The 12,338-nt window shown below is 63.4% G+C and carries 13 protein-coding genes; 6 read left to right on the forward strand and 7 right to left on the reverse strand.

Going from position 1 to position 12,338, the window contains the following annotated elements:
- Positions 1–81: 81 nt before the first annotated feature.
- The gene (gene def, locus EP867_RS00965) at positions 82–600 is read right to left on the reverse strand and encodes a peptide deformylase (protein WP_128486377.1); all 519 of its coding nucleotides are present in this window, start codon (positions 598–600) and stop codon (positions 82–84) included.
- A 214-nt stretch (positions 601–814) separates the two neighbouring features.
- On the opposite strand from def, the gene EP867_RS00970 reads away from it, so the two are divergent.
- Positions 815–1,987 (forward strand): MalY/PatB family protein, encoded by a 1,173-nt coding sequence (locus EP867_RS00970; protein WP_128486336.1) that lies wholly within the window; start codon positions 815–817, stop codon positions 1,985–1,987.
- A 123-nt stretch (positions 1,988–2,110) separates the two neighbouring features.
- Here EP867_RS00970 and EP867_RS00975 read toward each other — a convergent pair whose 3' ends face one another.
- The 3 genes from EP867_RS00975 to EP867_RS00985 all read right to left on the reverse strand — a co-directional run bounded on the left by EP867_RS00975 (position 2,111) and on the right by EP867_RS00985 (position 4,361).
- Positions 2,111–3,214 (reverse strand): site-specific DNA-methyltransferase, encoded by a 1,104-nt coding sequence (locus tag EP867_RS00975; protein WP_128486337.1) that lies wholly within the window; start codon positions 3,212–3,214, stop codon positions 2,111–2,113.
- Between the two features lie 87 nt (positions 3,215–3,301).
- The gene (locus EP867_RS00980) at positions 3,302–3,940 is read right to left on the reverse strand and encodes a ribonuclease HII (protein ID WP_128486338.1); all 639 of its coding nucleotides are present in this window, start codon (positions 3,938–3,940) and stop codon (positions 3,302–3,304) included.
- 46 nt (positions 3,941–3,986) lie between these two features.
- Positions 3,987–4,361 carry a hypothetical protein gene (locus tag EP867_RS00985; protein WP_128486339.1) on the reverse strand — a complete coding sequence of 125 codons (375 nt, stop codon included), beginning with the start codon at positions 4,359–4,361 and terminating at the stop codon, positions 3,987–3,989.
- Between the two features lie 232 nt (positions 4,362–4,593).
- On the opposite strand from EP867_RS00985, the gene EP867_RS00990 reads away from it, so the two are divergent.
- Positions 4,594–4,887 (forward strand): hypothetical protein, encoded by a 294-nt coding sequence (locus EP867_RS00990; protein ID WP_128486340.1) that lies wholly within the window; start codon positions 4,594–4,596, stop codon positions 4,885–4,887.
- Positions 4,859–5,563 (forward strand): winged helix-turn-helix domain-containing protein, encoded by a 705-nt coding sequence (locus EP867_RS00995; RefSeq protein ID WP_128486341.1) that lies wholly within the window; start codon positions 4,859–4,861, stop codon positions 5,561–5,563. Before EP867_RS00990 ends, EP867_RS00995 begins: the two co-directional genes overlap by 29 nt.
- 45 nt (positions 5,564–5,608) lie before the next feature.
- On the opposite strand, the gene EP867_RS01000 is transcribed toward EP867_RS00995, so the two are convergent.
- The 3 genes from EP867_RS01000 to EP867_RS01010 all read right to left on the reverse strand — a co-directional run bounded on the left by EP867_RS01000 (position 5,609) and on the right by EP867_RS01010 (position 9,267).
- Positions 5,609–6,292, reverse strand: coding sequence for a fumarylacetoacetate hydrolase family protein (locus EP867_RS01000; RefSeq protein WP_128486342.1), 684 nt, complete (start codon positions 6,290–6,292; stop codon positions 5,609–5,611).
- Positions 6,293–6,299: 7 nt separating this feature from the next.
- Positions 6,300–8,309: a D-alanyl-D-alanine carboxypeptidase family protein gene (locus EP867_RS20485; RefSeq protein WP_322098986.1), complete on the reverse strand. Its 2,010-nt coding sequence runs from the start codon at positions 8,307–8,309 to the stop codon at positions 6,300–6,302.
- Between the two features lie 211 nt (positions 8,310–8,520).
- A complete protein-coding gene (locus EP867_RS01010) occupies positions 8,521–9,267 on the reverse strand; it encodes an HAD family hydrolase (RefSeq protein WP_380049798.1) in 747 nt (248 codons plus the stop codon).
- Positions 9,268–9,336: 69 nt separating this feature from the next.
- Here EP867_RS01010 and EP867_RS01015 point away from each other — a divergent pair, with 69 nt between their 5' ends.
- The 3 genes from EP867_RS01015 (at position 9,337) to EP867_RS01025 (ending at position 12,332) form a co-directional block, all read left to right on the forward strand.
- On the forward strand, positions 9,337–9,762 hold the full coding sequence (locus tag EP867_RS01015; protein WP_128486343.1) for a hypothetical protein: 426 nt from the start codon (positions 9,337–9,339) through the stop codon (positions 9,760–9,762).
- 81 nt (positions 9,763–9,843) lie between these two features.
- Positions 9,844–10,731: a tRNA 2-thiocytidine(32) synthetase TtcA gene (gene ttcA, locus EP867_RS01020; protein ID WP_380049801.1), complete on the forward strand. Its 888-nt coding sequence runs from the start codon at positions 9,844–9,846 to the stop codon at positions 10,729–10,731.
- 71 nt (positions 10,732–10,802) lie between these two features.
- Positions 10,803–12,332 carry a putative bifunctional diguanylate cyclase/phosphodiesterase gene (locus EP867_RS01025; RefSeq protein ID WP_128486345.1) on the forward strand — a complete coding sequence of 510 codons (1,530 nt, stop codon included), beginning with the start codon at positions 10,803–10,805 and terminating at the stop codon, positions 12,330–12,332.
- Positions 12,333–12,338: the final 6 nt, after the last annotated feature.

Genomic DNA, 12,338 nt, shown 5'->3' on the forward strand with positions numbered 1-12,338 from the left:
TTTGGTTTTTTTCAAAATACTCCGGGGTCCGGGGCAGCGCCCCGGCGTCTTCCGCCAGAGAGCGGTCTGCCGAAAAGAGCTTCAGCCCCGCGCGATCTCGCGCTTCAGCTTCTCCATCCGGCGGGTGATCATCTGACGCTTCATCGGTCCGAGATAATCGATGAAAAGCTTCCCGTTCAGGTGGTCGATCTCATGCTGCACGCAGGTCGCCCAAAGACCTTCAAAGGTCTCTTCCTGAGCCGCTCCGGTCACATCCTGCCAGCGCACGGTCACTACCGCCGGGCGGGTGACTTCGGCATATTGCTCAGGGATCGAGAGACAGCCTTCCTCATAGGTGCTGGTTTCCTCTGAGCTTGCGATGACTTCCGGGTTCACCAGGATCATCGGGCGGCGCGGCTCGGGATCTTTGGTGCAGTCCATGGTGATGATCCGGCTCATCACGCCGATCTGCGGACCGGCCAGGCCGACGCCGGGGGCGTCATACATGGTCTCAAGCATGTCCTGGCCAAGCTGCGCCAGAGCCTCGTCAAAGAGGGTAACGGGGGCGCAGGGCTTTTTCAGCCGCGGGTCGGGGTGGATGAGGATATTGCGCAGGGTCATGGCGCTCATCTAGGCGATCATGGACTGTCCTGCAAGGTGAGCGCGAATTTGACGCCCCCGTATGCTGCTGCCACTTGCTGTGAGAAGAACTGCCCGCTAACCTGCGCATCAAGGGGGCAGATGTTCCGGATGATTTTTATGATCCGGTAATTTTTCCCGAAATAAAATATATTATGCGGATAAAATTCCGTCCTGCACGATCGGGTGAGACAGCATGAGCTTTGATGAAATCATTGACCGCCGCGGCACGCATTCCGTCAAATGGGACATGATGGAGAAAATCTATCAGGTTCCGGCAGACAGCGGTATCGCCATGTGGGTGGCGGATATGGACTTCCGCCCGCCGGCCTGCGTGCAAAACGCGCTTGAGGCAATGACCCGCCACGGTGTCTACGGCTATTACGGTGATGACAGCTCTTATCTGGCAGCGATCCGCTGGTGGATGAAAACCCGCCACGACTGGGAGGTTGCACCCGAGGCCATTCTGACCGCGCATGGTCTGGTCAACGGCACGGCGCTTTGCGTGCAGGCCTATACCGAAAAAGGCGAGGGTGTCGCGGTCATGGCACCGGTCTACCACGCTTTCGGTCGTGTCATCAAAGCCGCCGATCGCCGCCTGCTGGAACTGCCTCTGGCGACGGTGAATGGCCGGTATGAAATGGATTTCGACAGCTGGGAAGCCATGATGGATCCCGGTGTGAAGATGATGATCCTCTGCTCGCCGCATAACCCCGGCGGACGGGTCTGGACCCCGCAGGAGTTGCGCCAGGTTGCCGATTTCTGCAGACGCCATGATCTGGTGCTGGTCTCGGATGAGATCCACCATGATCTGGTGTTCGGCGGGGCAAAGCACACGGTCATGGCCAATGCCGCGCCGGAGATTTCCGATCGCCTGGTGATGATGACGGCCACCACCAAGACCTTCAATATCGCAGGCTCACATACCGGAAATATCATTGTGCCGGATGCGAACCTGCGGGCGAAGCTTCAAAGTGTGATGAATGCGCTTGGGATTTCCGGAAACACCTTTGGCTATATGATGGCCGAAGCGGCCTACAGCCCCGAGGGCGCTGCCTGGGTCGATGAGCTGGTCGCCTATATCGACGGCAACCGGAAGCTCTTTGATGAGGGGATCAATGCCATTCCGGGGCTGAACTCCATGCCGCTGGAGGCGACCTATCTGGCCTGGGTGGATTTCTCGGGCACCGGCATGGCGCCCGCTGAATTCAAAGCCCGGGTGGAGAAAGAGGCCGGGATCGCGGCGAACCATGGCGACAGCTTTGGTCGGGGCGGTGAAAATTTCCTGCGCTTCAACCTTGCGACGCCGCGTTCGCGGGTGCTCGAAGCGGTTGAGCGGCTGAAGAAGGCCTTTTCGGATCTGCAGTGAGCCTGCGGGGGGCTGGCGGACAGAAGTGGGGGCTCTGCCCCCGCTTTGGCAGGCCAAAGCTCCCCCGGAGTATTTTTTAAAAGCCAAAGTAAAACCCGCGCTTTTGGGGCGCGGGTTTTTTTATCAGTTGTTCATTTCGGCGCGGATCTGCTGGCGCAGGCTGTCGATCGGTATGGTTTTTCCGTCACGGCGGAAGTGCCAATAGGTCCAGCCGTTGCAGCTCGGGGCCTTTTCATAGGCGGCGCCGACCTGATGGATGGAGCCTGCGACGCTGTCACCGGCGAGGGTGCCGTCGGCGCGGATTTTTGCGGTGGTGCCGCGCGGCGAGACCAGGACTTCACCGGGGCGCAGCAGGCCGCGCTCAACCAGATGGCCGAAGGGGATGCGCGGCTCGGCGCGCTTGGAGCCTGCGGTCTCAAGGGCTGAGGCATCGAGGGTGCGGACGCGGGCGATGCGTTTCGCAGCGACCTTGCGGTAGGCTTCCTCGCGCTCGATGCCGATGAAATTGCGGCCGAGCATTTTGGCGACTGCGCCGGTGGTGCCGGTGCCGAAGAAGGGGTCGAGCACCACATCGCCCGGATTGGTCGAGCCGATCAGCACGCGGTGGAGCAGCGATTCCGGCTTCTGGGTCGGATGCGCCTTATCGCCATTGGCGTCTTTCAGGCGCTCATGGCCGGTGCAGAGCGGCAGCAGCCAGTCGGAGCGCATCTGGGTGCCTTCGTTCAGCGCCTTGAGGGCGTCGTAGTTGAAGGTATAGCGCGAGCCTTCCGACTTCGAGGCCCAGATCATCGTCTCATGGGCATTGGTGAAGCGCTTGCCGCGGAAGTTCGGCATCGGGTTCGATTTGCGCCAGACCACATCGTTTAGCAGCCAGAAGCCTGCATCCTGCATGGAGGCGCCGACGCGGAAGATATTGTGGTAGGAGCCGATGACCCAGATGGCGCCATTGGGCTTCAGCAGGCGGCGGGCCTCTGCCAGCCATTCACGGGTGAATTTGTCATAAGCGGCGAAGCTGGAGAACTGGTCCCAGTGATCGTCGACCGCATCGACCTTCGAGTTGTCGGGGCGATGAAGTTCGCCCTTCAGTTGAAGGTTATAGGGGGGGTCTGCGAAGATCAGATCGATGGAGGCGTCAGGAAGTCCGCGCATCACCTCAATGCAATCACCAGACAATATGTCGTTCAGCGGAAGCGCGGGCGCTTCCGTTGCCTTGGTTTTAATAGCCATTACTCTGCCTCAGGTTCGCGCATTTTTGCGCGTTATTGTCCGACCAATTTCGGGCAAAGCAGGGGGGCGGTCAAATTGTTTTTTGAATCAAGCCTTTGATGATGGGGCTTGGCACAAGATATTGTGGACAGGCCTGAAGGACCGCCTATGCGCGGGAGTCACCCCTAAGGAAACAAGGGCTGCGAGGTGATCTTTGGTGGGATAGCCGGCGTTCCGCTCCCAGCCGTAGCCGGGATACTGTTGCGAAAGGGACTCCATCAGGGCGTCGCGGGCGACCTTGGCGACGATGGAGGCGGCGGCGATGGAGAGCACCCGCGCATCGCCTTTGACCACGGCTTCGGCGGTGCAGGTCAGCCCCTTCGGCAGGCGGTTGCCGTCAATCAGCGCGTGGTCGGGGGCGCGGGGCAAGGCTGCAATCGCACGTTGCATGGCCAGATGTGAGGCCTGGAGGATGTTGATCTCGTCGATCTCTTCGACGCTGGCATGGGCGATGGCGACTTCGGCGGTCGCGTGGATTTCCGCCGCGAGCGAAAGGCGGCGGGCGGCGCTGAGGGCTTTGCTGTCGCCAAGGCCTGCCGGGATGCGCGCGGGGTCAAGGATCACCGCGGCCGCGGTGACAGGTCCGCAGAGGGGGCCGCGGCCCACTTCATCGACACCGCAGATCAGGCGGGCACCGCGGGCGGCGGCGGCAGTTTCAAAAGAAAAATCGGGGGCAGTTTTTGTCATGCCCCCGTGATGCCGCCCCTTGCGCGGGGCGGCAAGAGAAATCCGGTCAGCGGATCAATGCGCCGCGGGGCGGGCCGGCGTGGCCGGGACGGGGCGCGTGATGGTGGACGGGCGGGCGCTGCGGATGGGCACGGTAGTGCGGCGGGGGCGGCGGTGCATGCCGGGCATGGCGGGGCGGCGCTGCGCGGTGATGATGGCGCGGCGGGGGCGGCGGCGGCGCGGCATGGCGGCGGCGGTCGTCGTGACGATCAGCTTTATTGAGGGCGGTGCCGATAATGGCGACGGCGGCCACCCCGGCGAGCAGGCGGGCGAAGTCATCATTGGCGCGCGCGGGGCTGGCGGTCGTGCCGGTTACGGCCAGGGCCAGAGCGAGTGTGCTGAAAAGGGCAGTCAGGCGTTTTGGAAAGCGCAGTCGGGTCATATCAGGCTCCTTCAGGGGCCGCGCTGCCGGGGCAGTTGCGGCGGGTGTGCCTTTCAGATGCCGGAAAGACCCGATGTCAGGCAAAATCAGCGGGCTGTTATGGGATGGCATGCCGCGCAGCGGGCCTGCGTTATGGGATAACAGGGGGGCAGAGCGGCATGATATTGCATAACTTTGCCACCCGCCTCATGCTCTGAGGGATAAAGCCCCGGCCTTTACCAAGGAGATCCCCATGCCGCGCCTGAGACTGCCTGCTGCCGCTGTGATGGCGGCCCTGTTGCTGGCGGGCCCGGCGGCGGCGGGATGTTATGCCGATTATAAAGCCAAGCAGGATGATCCGTTGCGGCTGCATTATGGGGTGATTGAGCTGCCTGCTTCGGCCTGTCGCGGGGGTGCGGCAGAGGCTGAGATTCGCCAGCGTCTGGCGGGCGCGGGCTGGACATTGCTGCAGGTGATGTCTTTCTTCGATGAGGGCGGACTTGCAGAAAGGAAGGCCAATGCCGGTGGATGGTTCCTCCGCTTCTGAGGCGCTGCGCCAGGGCTCACGGGTGGTTGTGGCAGGTGTCAGTGCCGTCGTGCTGATCCTGCTGACGGCGGCTGTCTTGCTGTTTCTGAACCTGCCCGATGCCAATGCCTTCAATGCGGGGGTGGAGCGGCTGTTTGTTGAGAATACCGCTCTGACCGGGGAGACCGAGATCCGCCTGCTGGAGATCCTTGCACAGTCGGGGACCTCTTTTGCCGAAGTGCTGGTCAGCTACCGTGCGGTGATCTTTGTGCTGCTGGTCTTTTCGGCCGCGCTTCTGGGGGTCGCGCTGGTGGCGCTGCTGACCATTGTCTCGCTGAACCGCCGTCTGCGCGAGTTGCGGCAGGCGGGGCTGCAAGTGTCCTCTCTGGTGATTTCCCGCGCCGAGCGGACGGTGACGCTGAACGCCATGGAGTTTCCGCTGACCGAGGCTGCGATTGAGACCTTGGCGGTGCTGGCAGAGGCGCGGATGGATGACGAGATCCTGAGCGGTGCCGAGATCGAGGCAATGATCACCGGCCGCAATGCTGCCGATTGCGAGGAGGCGGCCGGGGCCACCCGCATCAAGCGGCTGCGTGATGCGCTTGGCAATCAGCTGGTGAGTGAGCTGCTGGTTAAAACCGTGACGCGGAAGGGCTATATGCTCAGCGCCGACCGCTCGGTCATCCGGATGCAATAAAGCCGCCCCGGGGGGCGGCTTGTGAATCAGGCAGGGCGGGCGGGATCAGCCGATTTTGGTCTCAACCGCGCCCAGGCCTTCAATCTCCACCCGCACGGTTTCGCCCCGCGCCACAGCGCCCACACCAGCCGGGGTGCCGGTGAAGATCAGATCGCCGGGCTGCAGCTCAACCAGGGTTGAGAGGTAAGCGATGACATGGGGCACATCCCAGATCATGTCCGCCAGATCGCCGTCCTGACGGATCGCGCCGTCAACGGTGCAGCAAATGCGGCCCTTTGACATCGAACCGCAGTCGGCGACCGGCACGATGTCCCCGCAGACGGCAGAGCGGTCAAAGCCCTTGCTCATATCCCAGGGGCGGCGCTGCTGTTTGGCCTGGGCCTGCATGTCGCGGCGGGTCAGATCATTGCCGGGGGCGAAGCCCCAGATCAGACCGGAAGCCGCTTCAACGCTGACATTGCTGCCGCCTTTGCCCAGAGCGACGACCAGTTCCGCCTCATGGTGCAGATCTTCGGTCGCTGAAGGGTAGGGGATGGCTTCATTGCCGGTCACCAGGCTGTCGGCGGGTTTGGTGAAGAAGAAGGGCGGCTCTTTGGTGTCCGCGCCCATTTCTTTGGCGTGTTCTTCGTAATTGCGCCCCACGCAGAAGATGCGGCGGACCGGAAAACGGTCGGCGCTGCCTTTGACGGGGACCGAAGCGGGGGCAGGGGGGGCGAATACGAAGGTCATCAAATCCTCACGGGCCAAGTGTGAAGCAATTGATGGCACGGGCCTGGAGGCGGCGACAGGCCAGATCCGCCTGATCGCGGGTCAGACCTGCAAATGTGGCCTCCCAGCCACCGCCTTTTTGATTAATTTTACGCAAAGCGCCTTCCAAAGCGCGCGTTTCAGACAGAGCGGTCTGCAGAAGCGCCCGTTCGGCGGTGCCGCGCGAGTTGAATTTGCCCAGGGTGATCGCCCAGTGCCGACCGCCTGAGGTCGAGACGCGGGAGACGACCTCACGGGTCTCTGCCGGGGCAGAGGTGCGCTGAACATTTGAGGGCAGCGTCTCGGTGGTCTCGGCGCGGGCCATGGTCATCACGATTTCACCGGGCCTTGCGCGCGGGCGCTCTCCGCTGAGGGCGGGGACGACGAGCTTACCGGTAAAGCCCTGAGCCAGCGGGACGTTTTCGTCATCCGCAGGCGGGACGGGCATGTCTTCGGGAAGATCTGCCTCGGCAAGCTCTGCCACGCTGGCGGGCAGAACGGCGGCGGCCAGGCTTGGCGAGCGTGCGTCCTGCGGCGAGGGGCTGACTTCGCGGCCCGCCTCATCAACCACCTGGAAGGGCATGGCAGGGGCTTCGGCTGCGACTTCCGCCGTCTGGACGACCGCCGGAGCAGCTTCAGGGGGCGGGGCCGCATTGGCAAGCGCCAGGGCCTCTGCCACAGCCTCAGGTGCCGGAGCGGCCGGGGCAGGAGCCTCCGCCATCTGCACCGTTTCAGGGCGGGCACGCGGCTGGGTCAGCGGCACGCCGCTCAGCAGGGTTTCAACCTCAGCCACAGCCTGTGCCACTTCGGTCACCGGTGCCTCTGCGGGCGTCTGGGAGACGGTTTCGGCCGCAACAGCGTCCGGACGGGCGGGCGGCGGCTCCAGCTCTGCCACGGCGAAGGGCAGGGCAGGGGGGGCAGCGACCGGGGCGGGCGGCTCGGGCTCTGTGTTCAGGGCTGCAAGGACATCGGCAACGCCGCTGGTCAGTTCTGCCAGCATTTCCGGGGCCGGGGCGACTTCGTCCGGCCGACGCGCCGGGCGCGGAGAGGTCGCGCGGGCCGTCTGCAGGCGGATCGTTTTACCGGCACCGCCGGGAACATTCGCAGGCTCATCCGCGATACCGGCCAGCGAAACCGGCGGCGGCGGCACGCTGCGCACCCTGTTCGGGGCCGCGCCAAAGCCGATATCCATCAGCTCTGCCATCTTTTTGTTGCGATGCGCGGTCGAGACACCCCCCAGAACGGTGGCGACCAGCCGCTTGCCGTTGCGCTCTGCCGAGGCGGTCAGGTTGAAGCCGGCGGCATTGGTATAGCCGGTCTTGATCCCGTCCGCGCCGCGATAGCCCTCAAGGAACCGGCGGTTGGTGTTATTGACCCGCGCGATGCCGGCATCTTCCTGCAGACGCGAGAACATCGGGTAATGCTGGGGGAAATCATAAAAAAGACGCCGACCGAGCAGCGTCATATCCCTTGCCGTCGAGAGGTGGCCTTCGGCGGTCAGGCCGTGGGCATTGCGAAAGCTGGAACGGTGCATCCCGAGCGCTTTGGCCGTGCGGTTCATCCGCGCTGCAAAGGCCCGCTCGTTGCCGCTGATGTGATCGCCGAGAGCTGCGGCCGCGTCATTGGCGGATTTGATCGCCGCTGCGCGGATCAGGTGGCGCACCGACAGCCGCTGCCCCGAGCGCAGACCAAGCCGCGAGGGCGGTTGCGAAGCGGCATGAGAGGTGATGGTGACCATATCATCGAGACGGATCTCGCCGCGGCGGATCGCATCAAAGGTGATATAAAGTGTCAGCATCTTGGTCAGCGATGCCGGGTGAACCCGCGTATCAGCGTTTTGCTCATAGATGACCTGACCCGTCCGGGCATCCATGACCAGCGCGGCATAGGGAGCAGAAAAGGCCACCAATGGCGCACAGAGCAGAGCCAGAAAGACCACCGCTGCTGCGGCGAATTTTCGGGCAAAAAAGCCCGGCCGGAGTGTCCCTGACCCGATCACTGCACCTGTCCTTGTACTGCCTCTTCACCGGTCTTGATGCCGGGTACTGTTAAAAAAGGCTAACACAGGGTTTGCCTTTGTGGAAACCCCGGATTCACAATGGAAATTGTCTCGGCGGGGGATTGCCAAAGCCTTATGTGGTAGGAAATTCAGGCCCGTCTACCACACCTGCCCGCGCCGCCCGGACCAATGCAATTTTAAGTGATTCGCCTCATCGCAATCTCAACGTGTTAATAAGTTCGGGAAGTCTATCTATACTTGCGATTTCGCGGTAGCGCGGATGGCCTTCGGGGGCTTCGGCATGTTCCAGCGCCCAAGGGGTGCCATGTGGCACAAAGACGCCCCAGGCTCCGGCCTCCAGGGCGGGAAGCACATCGGACTTCATCGAATTTCCGACCATCAGCGCCTGTTCGGGCGCGGTGCCATGGCGGGCAAAGATCCGGCCATAGGCGGTGCTGTCTTTTTCCGAGAGGATCTCGACACCGTCAAAGAGCCCCCTCAGACCCGAAGCCGCCAGTTTTCGCTCCTGGTGCATCAGATCGCCTTTGGTGATCAGCAGCAGCCGGTGGGTCCGGGCCAGGGCCTCGAGCGCGTCGCCAGCGCCGGGCAGCAGTTCCAGCGGATGGGCCAGAAGATCACGCCCCGCGGCCATGACTTCTCCCAGAACCTTCGCCGGAACCCGGCCGTCACTGACGCGAATGGCGGTTTCCATCACCGAAAGCGTGAATCCCTTCACCCCATATCCATAGAGCGGGATGTTACGCCGTTCAGCGGCCAGCTGCTCGGCGGTCAGCTCTTCCGGCGGGCACCAGGGCGCCAGCAGGCGCAGGATCTCCTCGCCCGTCCGGCGAAAGAAGCTCTCATTGTGCCAAAGGGTGTCGTCGGCGTCAAAGCCAAGGGTGGTCAGGGTCAGGGCGCGCTCCATCTTTGGGGCTTTGCTGCCCTGGGCAGGGCGCATCTGCAAGCCTGTTGCACCTTGACCGCGGGCCTGGCATCAGGGCAGCTGCCGCAAAGCCCGGAGATTGCCATGAAACGCCTGTCGGCTGCCGTTTTGTTGTCACTGATGCTGTCCCTGCCTGCGGGGGCCGGGGTTGTGGTGGCCACGGATGCCGAATTTGCTCCGCTTGTGCCGGTGCTGGCTGAGGCCTCAGGCACGGCGGATGTGGAACTGCTGATCCTGCCCGGGGCCGATCTGAAGGGGGCAGAGGCGGATCTGATCCTCGGGGCCGATGCATCGGCGGCCAATCATCTGATCGCTTCGGGGGAGGCGCTGGCGCAAAGCCGCATCACCTATGCCATGGGCCGCAGCGGCACCGATGCGGCGCTGCTTGCCCGGGACGGCGTGCTCATGCAGCGCGCCGCAGAGAATGAGGCCGCCCTTGCGTTTCATGCTTTTCTTCTGACGCCCGAGGCCTGGGATCTGATCGTCGCGGCAGGTTTTGGCGCGCACTGAGCCCTCAGGCTTTTGATTCGCTCTGGGCAGGCGGGCCGCTTTCTGGCATATCCCCGCCATCTCCCGGAGGCCTGAAAAATGCTGGACGATACCCCAGACGACATCCATGCGCTGTTTAAAGGCGCACCGAAATCGACCGAATTCCGCAAGCTGCGCAAGCGCCTTGTCCAGGAGGTCCGTTCGGCGATTGAGACCTACGGCATGATCGAGCCGGGGGGGAAATGGCTGGTCTGTCTGTCGGGGGGCAAGGACAGCTATGCCATGCTGGCCATCCTGCATGAGCTGAAGTGGCGCGGCCTTCTGCCGGTGGAGCTTCTGGCCTGTAACCTCGATCAGGGGCAGCCGGGATTCCCTTCGACGGTGTTGCCGGAGTTCCTGGAAAAGATGGGTGTGCCCCACCGCATCGAATATCAGGACACCTACTCCATCGTCGTCGACAAGGTCCCTCAGGGCCGGACCTATTGCTCGCTCTGCTCGCGTCTGCGGCGCGGTAACCTCTACCGTATTGCCCGCGAAGAGGGCTGCACGGCGGTGGTTCTGGGGCATCACCGCGATGATATCCTTGAAACTTTCTTCATGAACCTCTTTCACGGCGGGCGCCTTGCGACCATGCCGCCGAAGCTTCTGAACGAAGAGGGGGATCTCTTCGTCTATCGCCCGCTGGCTTTCGTCTCTGAGGCGGATTGCGAGAAGTTTTCGCGGCAGATGAATTATCCGATCATCCCCTGCGATCTGTGCGGCAGCCAGGACGGTTTGCAGCGCATGCAGGTCAAAGGCATCCTGGATGAATGGGAGCGCCGCACGCCGGGGCGCCGCAACATCATGTTCAAGGCGCTGATGAACACGCGGCCCTCGCATCTGCCGGACCCGGCTCTGTTTGACTTCCTGGGGCTGGCGCGGCGCGAAGGCTCTGAGGCGTCGATTGATCAGATTGATGATAATATCCCTGATCTGCGCTGCCGCGATTAAGATTTGACTCAGCCAGTTGCCCTAACGTTCCTGCTGCTCCGGATGGTCCGGTGCGCAGGTCGGAGGTGCGGATGGCTGCGGGACTTTCCGGACAATGGCGGGATTGGATGCGGGGCCGCACGGGGGCGCCATTTTTGGCGATCGGCGGTCCGGTCCTGGCTCTGGCCGGGTTTTGGGTGGCGGGCGAACGCGGGCTGATGGCTGCGGTTCTGGCGCTGCTGCTGCTGGCGGTGGCAACGGGTGCCTGGCGGCAGCCGGACAGCGCAAGGCAGTCTGACCCGGCGGAACCCTATTCCCGCGACCGCTTTCTGGCTGAACTCGACAGCCGTCTGATGCAGGCGGAAAGCCAGGGCATGGGCACCGGCTGCATCGTGTTGCAGTTTGACGACGCAGGCACCCTGCTGGATCGCTATGGCCGCTCCACCCAGACAGAGGTGATCCGCAATCTGGGGGAACGTCTCGTCTCGGCGCTGCGCCAGGGGGACCGGGTGCTGCGGCTTGAAGGGGGCGGATTTGCGATCTCGCTCTCCCCCTCACGCCGGCTTGATCTTGAGGCCATGGTGCAGCTGTCTTCGCGCCTCCAGGCCCTTGTCGCAGAGCCGGTGACCTTTGGCGGGGCGCGGATCCTCACTTCCTGTTCCGCCGGATTTTGTATGGGGGCCCGGGTACAGCGCGGCAGTGGTGCGGAACTGCTGGATTGTGCGCAGGTTGCGGCGGATGAGGCCCTGCGCAACGGCCCCGGTGCGCTGCGGGCTTTCGCCCCCGGCATGGCCCGCAAAAGGGCGGAACGGGATGCCCGCCGCGCGGAGCTGGAAGAGGCGCTGGACGCCGGTCACATCCGGGCCTGGTTTCAGCCGCAGATCTCGGCGGATACGGGTGAGATTACCGGATTTGAGGCCCTTGCCCGCTGGCAGCATCCAGAGCGCGGGGTGATCCCGCCCTCGGAGTTTCTGCCCGCGATCGCGGATTCCGGTCTGTCAGAGCGGCTCTCGGAAGTCATGGTGTTCAACGCTTTGGTGGCTTTGTCCCGGTGGGACACGGCCGGGCTGCGGGTCCCTGGTGTCGGAGTGAACTTCTCCTCAGAGGAATTGCGCAACCCCCGTCTCGCCGACAAACTGAAGTGGGAGCTGGATCGCTTCGATCTCACCCCTGACCGGCTGGCAGTCGAGGTGCTTGAGACTGTGATGAGCATGGGTGAAGCCGATGTGATCGTGCGCAATATCACCGAACTGGCCAGATTGGGCTGCCGGGTGGATCTGGACGATTTTGGGACGGGCCATGCCTCGATCACCAATATCCGCCGCTTCGGGGTGCACCGGCTCAAGATCGACCGCTCTTATATCTCGCGGGTTGAGCAGGACCGCGAAGCGCAAAGAGTGCTGACCGCGATCCTCTCCATGGCAGAGCAGCTCGGCCTCGACACGCTTGCAGAAGGGGTCGAGACGCCCTCAGAACTCGCGCTTCTTGCGCAGCTCGGCTGTGGCCATGTGCAGGGCTTTGGCATCGCTCGGCCCATGCCTTTTGAGGCGACCTCTGAGTGGATCCGGACCCATATGGCGCGCCCGAAGGTGACCTGGAAGGCAGGGAATGCGCCGGGCTGACTCTGC

The sequence above is a fragment of the Falsigemmobacter intermedius genome, from assembly GCF_004054105.1.
Taxonomy (GTDB): domain Bacteria; phylum Pseudomonadota; class Alphaproteobacteria; order Rhodobacterales; family Rhodobacteraceae; genus Wagnerdoeblera; species Wagnerdoeblera intermedia.